This window comes from Glutamicibacter soli (genome assembly GCF_052322135.1).
Taxonomy (GTDB): Bacteria; Actinomycetota; Actinomycetes; order Actinomycetales; family Micrococcaceae; genus Glutamicibacter; species Glutamicibacter soli.
Genome location: NZ_CM125969.1, coordinates 3716465 through 3731174 on the forward strand (window position 1 = coordinate 3716465; position 14710 = coordinate 3731174).

Consider the following 14710-nt stretch of genomic DNA (forward strand, 5'->3'; position numbering starts at 1 on the left):
TACCCGGGCAGGCGATGCGCTCCCGCTACTCGGATAGATCCAGCATTGGCGCCTTGCGCTTGAATCCGCCGGTGACGTAGCCGAGGTAGGCAAGACCCAATACAATCCACGCCAGGCCGATCTGGAGCGACAACGGGCTCAGGCTGGTCCAGAGCCAGATGGTCAGGCATAGGCCGACCAGCGGCAGCAACAGGTAGTTCACGGTCGACGCCAGACCTCGCTGACGGTGGGCTAGGAAGTAGTACTTGATCACGGCAAGGTTGACTGCGGAGAATGCCACCAAAGCGCCGAAGCTGATCATCGCCGACACCATTTCCAGGCTGGCGAACAAGGACGTGAGCGAAATGAGCGAGACGATCAGGATCACGTAGGTCGGTGTCTTAAATCGCGGGTGCAGATAGCCGAACACCTTGCGCGGCAGAACTCCGTCCCGGCCCATGCTGTAGAGAATACGCGCCACCGATGCCTGCGAAACCAGGGCGGATCCGAGTGCGCCGCAGATGAATCCTGCCGTGAAGAAGATGGCCAGGAAATCTCCGCCCGCCGCGAAAATCACCTGGATCGATGCGGAGTCAGCATTTGCGAATTCGTGGCTGGGGTATACCAAGTGAGACAGGTAAGCCAGGCCCACGAACATTAGTCCGCAGATCAATGTGGTCAGCAGAATTGCCCGCGGCATGTCCCGTTTCGGGTTGCGTGCTTCTTCGGCGAAGGTCGTGATGGAGTCGAACCCGAGGAACGACAGGCACAAGATCGCCGCTCCCGCAGCCAGTGGCGCGAAGCCGCCGGGCTCTCCGTTCCCCCGGAACGGTGCCCAGAGATCCACGGAGACCTGCTCCTTGAGGTAGGCAACCGAAAAAATGACGAACAGGATGATGAAGAGAAACTGGAAGCCGATGATCACGATGTTCGTCCGCGCCACGGAGACAATTCCAACGACGTTCAGCACCGTCACCACGACCATTCCAGCCAGCATGAACGCCCATGGTGGGATCGCCGGGAAGAACTCATGCATGTAGATCCCGAGCAGCAGGTAATTGATCATCGGCAAGAAGAGGTAGTCCAGCAGCAGCGCCCAGCCGGCCATGAACCCTATATTCGGGCCGAAGGATCGCTGCGTGTACACATATGCCGACCCGCCCACCGGGAAAGCCCGCGACATCAGCCCATAGGAGCGTGCGGTGAAGATCATCGCCACCATGGTAATCAGGTACGCCAGCGGCAATCGCCCACCGGTAATCTCGGTGACGATGCCGTAGGTGCTGAAAATAGTCAACGGAACCATGTAGACCATGCCGAAGAGCACCAGATTGGGCAGGCCCAGGACCCGGTTCATCTGGTCGGTGGCAAGCACTGCGCCACCCGGTGGCTTGAGTGGAGATTTCGACATGATGGGCACCTTTCCGTCCGCTACCCGGCATAATCCACCTGCCAGAGGTGCAGGGGCTGGAAGCCAAGGGCCAGATTTAAATGAAGAACGTTCACTAAAGGTAGTGACTGGAGTCACTTGGCGCAAGGGGTGGGCTGGCGCAACCGCCAGCGCAAAGGCGCCGAAAAGCCCGCCCGGCATCGCGAGCAAGGCTTTAATTGCAAGGAAAAAGAGCACCCCACTAGGCGAAACATGGGATTGTTGATATTCGAACCGGCCGATGGACATCGAATGTTCGGCCGCAAAAGAAAATTTATATTGTTAATCTCCACGCAACATTGGTGTTACATGCCTACGTGATCACGCTGTCCCACTTCTCGCTCTACGGCCGCGATGATGGCGCGCAGCCCGAAGTCGAACGATTGCTCGCTGACTGTCGAGCGCGCTTGCCGCGCAAATTTCTCCCCCAGCTCCAGGACTTCCACATGGCGGGTCTGGCGGGCCCCCGAATCCCCCTCGGGCACCACGGCAACATGGGCTCCGGGAGCCACGATGTCCAAGGCTGCGCCAACCACGAGGGACTCAAAGGCAATCATGATCATGAGGATCCGGGGAACAGCCACCCCTGCCCGGCGAAGGATGCCGCCCAGCTCCTCATAGATGAGCCCAGATTCGGATTCTTCCGTGATCGGCGTGGCCACGATCAGCTCGACGGCCGCAGGAACCCGCAGCAAGGCGTCACGGAACAGTTGGCCGAAATGGAACAGTGCTTCTGGCCACGGGAGCTCGGCGATCAGGCTCTGGTCAATGGAGCGAATCATGTCGCGACGCATGAGGTTAACCAGGTGCTGCCGGTTGTCCACGTGGTTATAAAGCGCCGGAGTCCGCACGCCCAGCGAACGGGCGAGCTTACCCATCGAGAAGTCTTCGGCCCCACCCTCATCGAGCAGCGCGAAGGCGGCCTCGACGATGCGTTGCTGAGTGAGGATCGGCTTGGCCGGGCGTCCGGCAACACGATGCGGCGTAGAAGACATGCACTAACTCCCTTGGTTATTTCCTATCCAATCATGGACAGTAGAGGGCCCAGTGGTTAGACTCAACGATAATTAACACTATTCATTTAGGAGTCGAGCTGATGCAGACGCCCGAAACCGTGATCTTCGCGGACACCATTCACAGCCTGGACGGCGAAAAGCAGTACTCCGCCATGGGCATCACCGCGGGAGTAGTGACGCACCTCGGCTCCCGCTCCGAGGCAACGGAGTGGTCAGGACCGGATACCAAGGTGATCGACCACGGGACGGCAACCATCACCCCAGGCCTCGTCGATGCGCACATTCATCCGATATTCGGCCTGTCGGTCGCCCGCGGGGTATTCCTGGGTGATGCCAAGGACCTGGACGACGCACGCAAGATCTTCGCCCGCCATGCCGAGTCACAGCCTGCAGATGCACCGGTGCTCGGCTACGGACTGAACGTAGCGGTCTTCGGCGAAGCCGAACCCCACGGCGGGCTGCTCGACGAGGCAGCTCCCGGCCGGGCCAGCTACGTCACCTGCTTTGATGCACACTCGGCGCTGGCTTCGCAGCCCATGCTGGCAGCAGCCGGCATCACCGGCACGGAGACGTTTGACGACGCCTCCAGCATCGTGGTGGATTCCGAGGGCCGGCCTACGGGTTTCATCCGCGAATTCTCCGCCATGGCCCTGGTGGAAGAGGCCCTGCCGCCGCTGACCATCGAGGGCAAGGTCGACGGACTGGAACGCCTGTTGCGCGGCATGGCCGCCAGCGGCCTGACCGGTGGTGAAATGCTGGATTTGGCGGATCCCGACTCGCTGGAGATCCTGCGCAGGCTCGAAGAACGCACGGAACTGCCGATCAAATTGCGAGTCGCTCCCTGGATCATGGCCAGCGACGCTCCCGAACAACTGCGGCATCTGATCGAGCTGCAAGGACAGCACGGCAGGCGCTGGCAGGTGCGGGGCGTGAAGCTGATGATCGACGGCACCGTCGACAACGGCACCGCTTGGCTTTACGAACCGGACACCGAGGGCGAGTCCACGGAGTCCCTGTACTTTGAGCCCCAGCGGTACGTCGACAACCTGCGGACGCTGGCCGCAGCCGGCATCACCACCACGACCCACGCCATCGGCGACCAAGGCATCGGGTTCGTCATCAAGGCCATCAGCGAGCTGCCTGGGAACGGGGTCCTGCACCGGATCGAGCACCTGGAGGAAATGAACGACGAAGACTTCACCGCGCTCAAGTCCAGCGGCGCCACGGTGAGCATGCAGCCGACCCACTGCACCCACTTCGTGCGCGCCGACGGCTCCGACGCCTGGTCCCGCCGGCTGGGCGGCCACCGCGCGTCGTTCGCCTTCCGCCTGCGCGATGTGCAAGACGCAGGCATGATCCTGGCCCTGGGGTCCGACTGGCCCATCGCGCCGTACGATCCACGCCTGATCCTGGCCGACGCCCAGACCCGCCGGCGTACCGAGGTGCCGGGCAGCGATTCGGCCCAGCCTCGCCACAAGCTCAGCGCACGCGAGGCCCTGGAGGGGTACACCGTGAACGTGCACGCCAGCACCGGTGCTGTTGGCGGGCGGATCGTGCTCGGCGCGCCTGCGGACCTGACAGTTTTCGCGGAAGATCCGCTCTCGCTGGCTCCCGAGCAGCTGTGCACGGTCGACGTGCTGGGAACGTACCTCGACGGGCAACCGGTCAACGCCGGCGACCCGCTGCTGACCGCCTGAGCAACGGCAGGCAGGCACCCTCCCGGCGAGCGCGCATCGCGGAGGCGTGATGGCCTAGTCTGGGCAGATGACCCGCCTTCGCCTGACGCATCCTTCGGAGCTGCTGTTCGCGCTCTTGACCCGCGGAACCATTGCCGGTGTTGCCGTCGCTGTGTTGTGCATCGTGATTCTTGAGTTGCGTGAGTATACCGTCATCACATTCCTGTATGGCGTGCCCTTCGGTGCGCTGTACGGACTGCTGGTTGCCGGTGGGATCTACGCCGTGCTCGCCTTCGGGCATCGGCGCAGGCCCGAGGGCGTCATGCAGCGGCTGGTTCCGATAGCCGCCGCAACTGCGGCGGTCCTCTGCATTCCTGCGGGTCTGATGACGACCGGGCTCGCCGGCTGGGAAGGCGCAGGGTACCTGCTGCCGGCCGCGGCGCTCGTCGCCTTGGGCTCAGCGGTCGCCGCTTGGTGCATGCAACGGGCGATACGCGCTACCGGGCAAAAGCTGAACGCCGGTCGCCCGGACCCGATTCCTCCTCGACCGGCCCGAGGCTAAATGGTTCCGGACCCTTCGAGCACCTCGATGGAATAGTCCACCGCAGCCTTTGCCCGGCCGGTAAGCCCCGGGGCGGGCCGCGTGCCTACCGGGCGCGCGAAGCCCGCCAGGCGCTGTCCACCATGTCCTGCAGGCTGTGGCGCATTCTCCAGCCCAGGTCCCGGGCGGCCAGCGTGCCGTCGGCCACGATGCGCGCGGGGTCCCCAGGGCGCCGCGGCTCGAGCAGCGGGGTGAATCCGATGCCGGTGACCGCTGCGACCGCATCCATGATCTGGCGCACCGAGGCCCCGTCGCCGGAACCCAGGTTGTACACCGGCTCCAGCCCGGATCCGGCCGCCAGCTGCTTCGCCGCCTCGACATGCGCCAGGGCCAGGTCCGCGACGTGCACGTAGTCCCGCACGCAGGTGCCGTCCTCGGTGTCGTAGTCGGTGCCGAAGATCTTCGGGGCCTGGCCCGAGTTCAGCGCGCGGAATACCAGCGGAAACAGGTTATGCGGGCTCGTATCGAACAGCTCCTCGCTGCCCGAGCCGACCACGTTGAAGTAGCGCAGCGAGGTGTGCTTCAGTCCGGCGGCCACCGCTTGGTCGCGGATCAGCCACTCGCCGATCAACTTGCTCTGCCCGTACGGGGACTGGGGGAAGGTGCCGGTCTGCTCAGTGACCAGCGCTTCGCCCGGGGTTCCGTAGACGGCGGCCGAAGAGGAGAACACCATGCGGTCCACGCCAGCCCGTTCCATGGCGGCCAGCAGCCGTGCGGTGCCGGTGGCGTTCTGCTCGAAGGCCAGCAGCGGATGCGACACCGACTCCCCCGCGTACTTGTAGCCGGCCAGATGGATCACGCCGGCCACCTGGTGCTCGACCAGGAGCGCGGTGAGCGTGTCCTCGTCGAGGATGCTCGCCTGGATGAAGGGCACGTGGTCCGGGACGAATTCGCGCAGCCCGCTGGACAGCGAGTCCACCACCACCGGGGCCAGCCCCGCGGCATCCAGCGCGCGGACCACGTGGGATCCGATATATCCGGCGCCGCCGGTCACCAGCCAGCTCATGCCCTGCCCGCCCCCTCGTCGGCGCTGACGGTGAAGATCGACGGCCGCTGGAAGCCGGCCCGGCTGAACGCCCGGTACACCGCCTCGCTGGTTTCCTGGATTTTCCCCCGGTCGATCAGCGCGATGGCGCTGCCGCCGAATCCCCCTCCGGTCATGCGCGCCCCGACGGCGCCCGCGGAACGCGCCGCCTGGACCGCGACGTCGAGCTCGGGCGCGGAAATCTCGTAGTCGTCCCGCATGGATTCGTGGGATTCGTAGAGCAGCCGGCCCACCTCCTGCAGATCCGAGTCCCGCAGCGCGGCCACGGCATCCAGCACCCGGCGGTTTTCGGTGACGATATGCCGGGCCCGGCGCTTGACCAACGGATCCAGCCCTTCCAGCTCCGGCACCGAGCTGATCTCGCGCAGCGAGGCGACCCCCAGGGCGGCGGCTGCCTGCTCGCAGCTGGCGCGGCGGGCCGCATAGCCCCCGTCGATGTGCGAGTGCTCCACCCGGGTGTCGATGACCAGCACCACCGCATTCCAGTGCTCCAGCGGCAGCGGCACCGCGGTGGATTCAAGGCTGCGGCAGTCGAGGAACAGCGCGTGCTCCGCATGGGAGATCAGCGAGGCGCTCTGGTCCATGATGCCGGTCGGGGCGCCGACGAACTCGTTCTCCGCGCGCTGGGTCAGCCGGGCCATGCCGGTCTTCTCCAGCTGCAGCCCAAGCAGGTCGTTGAGCGCCACGATGGTCCCGACCTCCAGCGCATGGGAGGATGACAGCCCTGAGCCGACCGGAACGTCCGAGTCGACCAGCAAGTCGAACCCGGTCAGCTCGACGTTTTCCTGCTGCCCCAGCACCCAGGCCACGGAGGCCGGGTACGCGGCCCACCCCGGCACGGCCCCGGGGGCGAGGTCTTCGAGCCGCACGCTGGTCACCTGCCCGCCGCCGAAGGTGGAGGCGAACTGCAGCAGCTGCGGATCCGCGCCCTGCGGATCGCGGCGCCGCACTGCCACCAGGGCGTTTTTGTCGATGGCGAAGGGCAGCACGAAACCCAGGTTGTAGTCGGTGTGCTCGCCGATCAGGTTCACGCGCCCCGGCGCGCGCCACACGCCCTCCGGTTCCTGGCCGTAGATTTTCGCGAAGCCGGCGCGCAGGGCCTGGATGCGCACAGCGGTCCGGCGGGAGTTGCTGGCGCTCACTATCCCACCTCGCGAAGCCGTGCGGCGGTCTGCTCTGCAGGTACGTCGTTGATGAACGCACCCATGGCCGCTTCGGAGCCGGCCAGGTACTTGAGCTTGTCAGCCGCGCGCCGCGGGCTGGTCAGCTGCAGGTGAAGCCGCGACGCCTCGCGGGCGCCGTCGACCAGCGGGGCCTGGTGCCAGGCGGCGATATAGGGGGTCGGAGTCTGGTACAGCGCGTCGAAGCGCCGCAGCAGGCCGCGGTACATGAGCGCCAGCTCGTCCTTTTCTTCCTCGGACAGCGCCGCGAGATCCGCGACGTGGCGGTGCGGCACCAGGTGCGCTTCCAGCGGCCAGCGGGCCGCGTAGGGCACGAAAACCGAGAAGTGCTCGCCCTGCTCGACCATCCGTGAACCGTTTTTTTGTTCAAAATCCAGGATGTCGCCCATCAGGGTGCGGCCGGTTTGCGCCAGGTGCGCCTGCGCCTGCTGCGCCATCTTGTGAGCGGTCGGGGTGAGGTACGGGTAGGCGTAGATCTGGCCGTGCGGGTGGTGCAGCGTCACCCCGATGTCCTGCCCGCGGTTCTCGAAGACGAAGACCTGCTTGATTCCTTCCATGGCCGTCAGCTGCGCGGTGCGCTGCGCCCAGGCTTCCACCACGGTGCGGGCGCGCCGCTCGTCCAGCGAGCCGAAGGATCCTTCGTGGTCCGGGGTGAACACCACGACCTCGCAGCGCCCGACCGCGGCTTCGGGCACGGCGGCGGAGGCTTCCGGCGGGATCTGCCCCAGCAGCGGCCCGAGCGACGGGAAGCGGTTTTCGAACACGACGACGTCGAACTGCTCGGCCGGGATTTCGCTCAGCCTTCCGCCGGTGCTCGGGCACAGCGGGCATTCTTCCTTCGGCGGCAGGTAGGTCCGTGACTGCCGGTGCGCCGCGACGGCCACCCAGTCCCCGGTCAGCCGGTCGTAGCGCAGCTGGCCCGGTTCGCCGCGCGGATCCAGCGGGCGCAGGTCGTGCACCTGGCGGGGCGGCAGGTTTCCGGCATCGGCGAAGAAGATCGCCTCGCGGCCGTCGGCCAGGTGGTGGACGCGGTGGTGGTGTTCGTGAGGTGCGGTGCCCTGCGGCATGGCGTGTTCTCCCATTGACGGTGCACGGTGTGGTGGCGGTTCTCAGCGCGGCTGGACCGGGCCGATGAGCCAGGATGCTTGGTGGCTGGCGCCGGGTTCCAGCGCGATGAGGTGCTGGTGGCTGTTGAAGGCGTCAGGAGGGCAGGTCATCGGTTCCAGCGCCAGTCCCGTACGGTCCAGTTCCGGCTCCGGGCGGTCGGCGGTATGCACCTGGACCCACCGGCAGGCCTCGTCCCAGGTGATCTGGGCGCCGACCCCCTGGGCGTCGGTGACGCTGGCGTGGAAGAGGCCGGAGGAATCCGCCTGCAGGCGGGTATAGGCGTGGTCGATGAAGGTCTGCCCCAGCGCCCGCGGCGCGCGGAAATCCAGCGCCCCGTGATCGAATTGCTCCACCGGCACCAGCCGCCCGGGCAGCAGCCGCTCGCCGCGGGTTTCCTGCACGGCGGCGGCGGGCAGCGTAAGGACCCAGTCCTCCGGCCGGCCGGGGGCGAGCAGGTAGCTGTGCGACCCCCAGCCCAGCGGCGCGGTGTCCCGGCCGATGTTGGCGGCGGTCACCAGCGTGCGCAGCCCGTCCTGATCCAGCCGGAATTCGACGGCCAGCTCCAGCGCGAAGGGGTATCCCTCCTGCGCCGGGAGAAGCGCCGCAAGCCGCAGGGACGAGGCGTCCTCGGCGGTGACGGTGAAATCGGTATTCGCCGCCAGCCCGTGCAGCGCATGCCCGCGCGCCGGCTCGGTCAGCGCCAGCTGGTGTTCGCGGCCCTGCCAGCCGTAGCGCCCATCGACCACCCGGTTGGGCCAGGGGGCCAGCAGCGCCCCGGAGTAGACCGGGCGCGCCCTATCCGTGTCGAAGGGGCGCACCAAGGGCCTGCCCCGGAATTCCAGGCCGGCCAAGGCGGCGCCCACGCTGGCGATGCGCGCGGTGAACCCGTGGGCTTCCAGCGTGGCGATTTTTCCGTTCGCGGTGGTGCGCATGGCGTCCGGGCTCAACTGCCCTGGCCCACGCGGCGCTTGTTGTAGATGTCGAAGGCGACTGCCAGCAGCAGCACGATGCCCTTGACGATCTGCTGGGCGGAGGCGCCCACGCCCATCAGCTGCATGCCGTTGGAGAGCACCGCCATGACCAGGCCGCCGACGATCGCGCCGGTCACGCGGCCCACGCCGCCGGTGGTCGAGGCGCCGCCGATGAAACAGGCGGCGATCGCGTCGAGCTCGAACATGTTGCCGGCGCCCGGCTGGGCGCCGTTGGAGCGCGAGGAGAACACCACGCCGGCCACGCCGGCGAGCATGCCCATGTTGATGAAGATCCAGAAGTTGATCTTCTTGATGTTCACGCCGGAGAGCTTCGCCGCGGACAGGTTGCCGCCGATCGCGTAGACATGGCGTCCGAACACGGTCTTGGTGGTCAGCACGTGGTACGCGATGATGAGCACGCCCAGGATGATCAGCACGATCGGCATGCCGCGGCTGGTGGCGATCTGCCAGAAGAACCACAGGATGATCGCCGCGGAGAGCAGGTTCTTGCCCAGGAACATCGCCATCGACTCGACCTGCTGGCCGTACTTCACGCGCCCCTGACGGGTGCGCCAGGCCGAGACGACCAGGCCGGCCACCGCGATCACGCCGATGACCAGGGTGAAGGTGTCGAAGCCGTAGCCGCCGAGCAGGCCGTTGAGGAAGCCGCCGGCGATCTTCTGGTATCCGGCGGGGAACGGCGAGAGCGAGATGTTGTTCAGCACCTCGTAGGTCAGGCCGCGGAAGAGCAGCATGCCGGCAAGGGTCACGATGAAGGACGGGATCCCCACGATCGCCACCCAGAAACCCTGCCACACCCCGCACAGCGCGCCGGTGAGGATGCCGGCGAGCATGCCGACCCACCAGGGCATTCCGCCCTTGATGACCAGCACCGCCGACACCGCGCCGGTCAGCGCGACCAGCGATCCCACCGACAGGTCGATGTGCCCGCCGACGATCACGATGATCATGCCCAGCGCGAGCACCAGCACGTAGGAGTACTGCAGGACGATGTTGGTGATGTTCGTCGGGCTGAGCAGCAGCCCGTTGGTCAGCACGGTGAACAGCAGCACGATCAGCACGAAGGCGATGTAGATGCCCGAGGTGCGCAGGTTCTTGGTGAAGATGTCTTTCAGCTCGGATGAGATCGTCATCGGGCGCTCTCCCTCTCAATGGTCATGAGCTCCATGAGGCGTTCCTGGGTGGCTTCGGCTCGTGGCAGCTGGCCGGTCATCCGGCCGTAGGCGAGTGTGTAGATGCGGTCGCAGATGCCCAGCAGTTCCGGCAGCTCGGAGGAGATGACCAGCACCGCCTTGCCGGCGGCCGCGAGTTCGTTGATGATCGTGTAGATCTCGTATTTGGCCCCGACGTCGATGCCGCGGGTGGGCTCGTCCAGGATCAGCAGCTCCGGCGCGGTGTGCAGCCATTTGCCCAGCACGACTTTCTGCTGGTTGCCGCCGGAAAGGTTCCCGGTCTTGGCCATGACGTTCGGGGTCTTGATCCGCATGGACTTGCGGTAGTGCTCGGCGATCTGGATTTCCTTGTTGCCGTCCACGAATCCGTTGGAGGAGATCTTTGCCAGTCCTGCCGCGGTGGTGTTCACGCGGATGTCCTCGATGAGGTTCAGGCCGAACTTCTTGCGGTCCTCCGAGACATAGGCGATGCCTGCCTTGATCGCCTTCCCGACGGTGGAGGTGTCCACCTTCCGGCCGTCCATGTGGACCTCGCCGGTGATGGCGCGGCCGTAGCTGTGCCCGAAGACGCTCATCGCCAGTTCGGTGCGCCCGGCCCCCATCAGCCCGGCGATGCCGACGATTTCCCCGGCGCGCACCTGGAGCGAGGCGTTGTCCACGACCTTCCGGTCCTGCTGGGTCGGGTGGTACACCGACCAGTTCTTGACTTCGAAAACGACCTCCCCGATCTGCGGGGTTCGGTCCGGGTAGCGGGCGGAGAGCTCGCGGCCGACCATGCCGCGGATGATGCGGTTCTGGGTGGAGGCCGGGTCCGACATGTCCAGGGCTTCCACCGACTGGCCGTCGCGGATGATGGTGGTGGTGTTCGCGATGTCTTCGATCTCCCCGAGCTTGTGGGAAATGATGATCGAGGTGATTCCCTGCTCGCGTAGCCCGCGCAGCAGCTGCAGCAGGTGGGCGGAGTCCTCGTCGTTCAGGGCCGCGGTGGGCTCGTCGAGGATCAGCAGTTTCACGTTCTTGCTCAGCGCCTTGGCGATTTCAACGAGCTGCTGCTTGCCTACGCCCAGCTGGCCGACCGGGGTGACCGGCAGTTCGTCCAGTCCCACGCGGGCCAGCAGCTTGGCGGCGCGCTGGTTGGTTTCGTTCCAGTCGATGAAGCCGCCGCGCTGGGTTTCGTTGCCCAGGAAGATGTTCTCCGCCACGGACAGGTAGGGCACCAGGGCCAGCTCCTGGTGGATGATGACGATGCCCTGCGCTTCGGAATCCTTGATGTTCGACGCTTTCAGCTCCTGGCCCTCGAACAGGATCCGTCCCTCGTAGCTGCCGTGCGGGTAGACCCCGGAGAGCACTTTCATGAGGGTGGATTTCCCGGCGCCGTTTTCACCGCAGATGGCGTGGATTTCTCCCTGCTGCACGGTGAGGTTGACGCCGTCCAGCGCCTTGACGCCGGGGAAGGTCTTGGTGATGTCCTGCATCTGCAGGATAGTGGTGTCCATGGGTACCCAGGTCCTTGCTGTGATCTTTGGTCGATGCGTCGGGTTGGCGGGCCGTGCCGGCCCGCCAACCCCCAGCCGGTAGGAGCGCTACTTGCTCTGACCGGACTTCACTTCGTCCGCGGTGTAGTAACCGGAGTCAACCAGCAGCTTCTGGATGTTGTCAGCAATCACGATGTCCGATTCCAGCAGGAAGGAAGGAACTGCCTTGACGCCGTTGTTGTACGACTCGGTGTCGTTGGCGGTCGGCTCGCCGCCGCCGGCGTAGGCCTTGACCGCGTCGACGGCCTGGCTGGCCAGCTTGCGGGTGTCCTTGAAGATGGTGGAGTACTGGACTCCGTCATCGATCAGCTTCACCGAGGCGATTTCCGCGTCCTGGCCGCTGACGACCGGCAGCCCGGCCTTGATGTCCTTGCCGTAGCCTGCGTTGCTCAGGGCGGTGATGACGCCGCGGGAGATGCCGTCGAATGGCGAGAGGACGCCGTCCAGCTGGGTCTTGCCGCCGGCGTAGTGCGCGGTCAGCAGGTCTTCCATGCGGCTCTGGGCCTCTTCCTGGCTCCAGCGCAGGGTGGCTGCCTGCTCGATCTTGGTCTGCCCGGACTTGACCACCAGGGTCTTGTCATCCAGGTACGGCTGCAGGGTGTCGATGGCGCCCTTCCAGAAGAAGTGGGCGTTGTTGTCGTCCAGCGATCCGGCGAACAGCTCGATGTTCAGCGGACCCTTCTTGTCGGTCTTGTTGCCGTCGGCATCCAGCAGGCCCAGGCCGGTCAGCAACGAGGTCGCCTGCTGCACGCCGACGTTGTAGTTGTCGAAGGTGACGTAGAAGTCGACGTTTTCCGTGCCGTTGATCAGCCGGTCGTAGGAAATGATCGGGATGTCCTGGTCCGCGGCGGCCTGCAGCTGGTTGGACAGCGCCGTGCCGTCGATCGAGGCGACAACGAGGATATCCGCGCCCTTGGTGATCATCTGGTCGATCTGCTGCTGCTGGGTCGGGATGTCGTCGTTGGCGAACTGCAGGTCCACCGAATAACCGGCTTCCTCCAGCTGCGACTTCACGGCATCGCCGTCGGCGATCCAGCGTTCCGAAGTTTCGGTGGGCATTGCCACGCCGACCTGGATGTCCTCCGGTGCGGTGGATTCTCCGCTGCCGGCTCCGGCGCCGCCGCCTGCACCGCTGCCGCCGCATGCGGCGAGGGTCGTGACCAGTGCGACGGATCCGAGGGTTGCCGCAGCCTTGCGGGCCCAGTTATTCCATGCCATTTTTCCTCCTTGAAAAGTCCGCCTCGCCCGGAAATGGGACCCGGCTCACACTATGTTAGCGCTAACAAGTGATATGAGCCACCCTTCCTTACAAAAATATCTTTCCGGGTTCGAGGCAACGAATGTGATCCACGACATTACGCGCAGGTCGTGGAGCCCAACCATCTCGTGACCTGATGTTACTGTCGCGTAATGCGTAGCGGTGATTGCCGGTAGCCGGGAATACCGGATGCCGCCTGAAGTTTCAGAAACCTTGGGCCAGCCGGAAATACGCCTGGTTAACCCGGATCTGCTGGGCGAAGTTGCGCCGGGTGGTTTCCTCGTCGATGACCAGCAACTCGGTGCCCGCGATCTCGGCGAAGATTTCGAACTCTTCAATTCCCGCACCCGTGGACATGACGGTGTGATGCGCTCCGCCGGCAGCCAACCAGGATTCGGTCGAGGTATTGAAGTCCGGACGCGGACGCCACACCGCCCGTGCCACCGGCAGGTTCGGCAGGTCGGCCGGCGGCGCGAGAACGTCCACCACATTTGCCGTCAGGCGGAAGCGTTCTCTCATGTCAGCCATTGATACGACCACCGCTCCCTCGGTTGCGCCGGCGTTGAAGACCATGCGCACCGGGTCCTCGCGCCCGCCGATTCCCAGCGGGTGGATTTCCACGCGGGGTTTTACGGTGGTCAGCGAGGGGCAGATTTCCAGCATGTGCGCACCGAGAATCAGTTCCCTGCCCGGGGTCAGGTCGTAGGTGTAGTCCTCCATGAGCGAAGCGCCGCCGGGAAGCCCTGCACCCATGACCTTGGCCGCGCGCACCAGCACTGCGGTCTTCCAGTCGCCTTCGGCGCCGAAGCCGTAGCCCTTGGCCATCAGGCGCTGCACCGCTAGGCCGGGCAGCTGCCGCAGCCCGCCCAGGTCCTCGAAGTTGGTGGTGAAGGCCCAGGCGTTGGCCTGGCGCAGGAATGTTTCCAGCGCGATCTCCTGCGCCGCGGCATAGCGCAGCGATTCATGGCGCGCGCCTCCCGCACGCAGCTCCTGCGCGACGTCGTAGTCGCGCTCGTATTCAGCGACCAGCGCGTCGACCTGCGCCTGGTCCACCGCGGCCATGGCGTCGACCAGGTCGTTGACCGCCCAGCTGTTCACCGACACCCCGAAGCGGATCTCCGCCTCGGTCTTGTCGCCCTCGGTGACCGCGACATTGCGCATGTTGTCGCCGAATCGCACCAGGTTCAACCCCTGCACCGCATCCCATCCGGCGGCGCCGCGCACCCAGGCGCCAACACGCTTGGCCACGGCCGGGTTGGATACGTGGCCCACCACGGTGGTGCGCGCGGCGCCCAGCCGGGTGGCCAGATAGGCGTACTCGCGGTCGCCGTGGGCCGCCTGGTTCAGGTTCATGAAATCGAAGTCGATCGATTCCCAGGGCAGCTCGACATTTGCCTGCGTGTGCAAGTGCAGCAGCGGCTTGGCCAGCGCCTTCAGGCCGGTGATCCACATCTTGGCAGGGCTGAAGGTGTGCATCCAGGTGATCACGCCCAGAACATTGTCATCCGAGTTGGCGTCGAGCATGGCGCGGCGGATGGAGTCGGAGTCCTTGAGCACCGGCTTCCACACGATGCGGGCGGGAACCTGGGCCGAGGCGTCCAGCGCCTCGGCGACTTCGGTGGACTGCTGCGCCACCTGGCGCAGCGTCTCCTCGCCGTAGAGGTCCTGGCTGCCGGTGAAAAACCAGATCTCCTTGGTGTCATAGGCCTTGGTCATGAT

At 65.7% G+C, this 14710-nt stretch carries 12 protein-coding genes; 2 read left to right on the plus strand and 10 right to left on the minus strand.

Translation table 11 applies throughout. From position 1 onward, the window contains the following. Window positions 1–25: 25 nt before the first annotated feature. Both ACTX90_RS17535 and ACTX90_RS17540 read right to left on the minus strand, forming a co-directional pair. Window positions 26–1606 (minus strand): APC family permease, encoded by a 1581-nt coding sequence (locus ACTX90_RS17535; protein WP_443442587.1) that lies wholly within the window; start codon window positions 1604–1606, stop codon window positions 26–28. Between the two features lie 107 nt (window positions 1607–1713). Next, entirely contained in the window at window positions 1714–2403 is a 690-nt protein-coding gene (locus ACTX90_RS17540; RefSeq protein ID WP_053799122.1) for a TetR/AcrR family transcriptional regulator, read from the minus strand. Window positions 2404–2504: 101 nt separating this feature from the next. On the opposite strand from ACTX90_RS17540, the gene ACTX90_RS17545 reads away from it, so the two are divergent. Together ACTX90_RS17545 and ACTX90_RS17550 are read left to right on the plus strand one after the other, a co-directional pair. Continuing rightward, on the plus strand, window positions 2505–4121 hold the full coding sequence (locus ACTX90_RS17545) for an amidohydrolase (protein WP_443442588.1): 1617 nt from the start codon (window positions 2505–2507) through the stop codon (window positions 4119–4121). Between the two features lie 67 nt (window positions 4122–4188). After that, window positions 4189–4662 carry a hypothetical protein gene (locus tag ACTX90_RS17550; RefSeq protein ID WP_443442589.1) on the plus strand — a complete coding sequence of 158 codons (474 nt, stop codon included), beginning with the start codon at window positions 4189–4191 and terminating at the stop codon, window positions 4660–4662. 85 nt (window positions 4663–4747) lie between these two features. Here ACTX90_RS17550 and galE read toward each other — a convergent pair whose 3' ends face one another. From galE to araA, 8 genes are all read right to left on the minus strand, one after another. Further along, a complete protein-coding gene (galE, locus tag ACTX90_RS17555; protein ID WP_047120498.1) occupies window positions 4748–5707 on the minus strand; it encodes a UDP-glucose 4-epimerase GalE in 960 nt (319 codons plus the stop codon). After that, a complete protein-coding gene (gene galK / locus ACTX90_RS17560) occupies window positions 5704–6888 on the minus strand; it encodes a galactokinase (RefSeq protein WP_443442590.1) in 1185 nt (394 codons plus the stop codon). The genes galE and galK overlap by 4 nt, the downstream gene beginning before the upstream one ends. Next, window positions 6888–7994, minus strand: a complete 1107-nt coding sequence (gene galT / locus ACTX90_RS17565) for a galactose-1-phosphate uridylyltransferase (RefSeq protein WP_047120500.1) — start codon at window positions 7992–7994, stop codon at window positions 6888–6890. Before galT ends, galK begins: the two co-directional genes overlap by 1 nt. 42 nt (window positions 7995–8036) lie before the next feature. Then, window positions 8037–8966, minus strand: coding sequence for an aldose 1-epimerase family protein (locus ACTX90_RS17570; RefSeq protein ID WP_047120501.1), 930 nt, complete (start codon window positions 8964–8966; stop codon window positions 8037–8039). Between the two features lie 11 nt (window positions 8967–8977). Continuing rightward, window positions 8978–10159, minus strand: coding sequence for a multiple monosaccharide ABC transporter permease (gene mmsB / locus ACTX90_RS17575; RefSeq protein WP_047120502.1), 1182 nt, complete (start codon window positions 10157–10159; stop codon window positions 8978–8980). Then, window positions 10156–11694, minus strand: coding sequence for a multiple monosaccharide ABC transporter ATP-binding protein (gene mmsA, locus ACTX90_RS17580; protein ID WP_047120503.1), 1539 nt, complete (start codon window positions 11692–11694; stop codon window positions 10156–10158). The genes mmsB and mmsA overlap by 4 nt, the downstream gene beginning before the upstream one ends. 87 nt (window positions 11695–11781) lie before the next feature. Further along, complete coding sequence (chvE, locus tag ACTX90_RS17585; RefSeq protein WP_047120504.1) at window positions 11782–12951, minus strand: multiple monosaccharide ABC transporter substrate-binding protein; 1170 nt, start codon at window positions 12949–12951, stop codon at window positions 11782–11784. A gap of 244 nt (window positions 12952–13195) precedes the next feature. After that, entirely contained in the window at window positions 13196–14707 is a 1512-nt protein-coding gene (gene araA, locus ACTX90_RS17590; RefSeq protein WP_047120505.1) for an L-arabinose isomerase, read from the minus strand. Window positions 14708–14710: the final 3 nt, after the last annotated feature.

Excerpts from the sequence above, each read along its gene's own strand:
- ACTX90_RS17540 (WP_053799122.1), bottom strand. The coding sequence starts at position 2,403 with ATGTCTTCTACGCCGCATCGTGTTGCCGGACGCCCGGCCAAGCCGATC.
- ACTX90_RS17545 (WP_443442588.1), top strand. The coding sequence starts at position 2,505 with ATGCAGACGCCCGAAACCGTGATCTTCGCGGACACCATTCACAGCCTG.
- ACTX90_RS17550 (WP_443442589.1), top strand. The coding sequence starts at position 4,189 with ATGACCCGCCTTCGCCTGACGCATCCTTCGGAGCTGCTGTTCGCGCTC.
- galE (WP_047120498.1), bottom strand. The coding sequence starts at position 5,707 with ATGAGCTGGCTGGTGACCGGCGGCGCCGGATATATCGGATCCCACGTG.
- galT (WP_047120500.1), bottom strand. The coding sequence starts at position 7,994 with ATGCCGCAGGGCACCGCACCTCACGAACACCACCACCGCGTCCACCAC.
- ACTX90_RS17570 (WP_047120501.1), bottom strand. The coding sequence starts at position 8,966 with ATGCGCACCACCGCGAACGGAAAAATCGCCACGCTGGAAGCCCACGGG.
- mmsB (WP_047120502.1), bottom strand. The coding sequence starts at position 10,159 with ATGACGATCTCATCCGAGCTGAAAGACATCTTCACCAAGAACCTGCGC.
- mmsA (WP_047120503.1), bottom strand. The coding sequence starts at position 11,694 with ATGGACACCACTATCCTGCAGATGCAGGACATCACCAAGACCTTCCCC.
- chvE (WP_047120504.1), bottom strand. The coding sequence starts at position 12,951 with ATGGCATGGAATAACTGGGCCCGCAAGGCTGCGGCAACCCTCGGATCC.
- araA (WP_047120505.1), bottom strand. The coding sequence starts at position 14,707 with ATGACCAAGGCCTATGACACCAAGGAGATCTGGTTTTTCACCGGCAGC.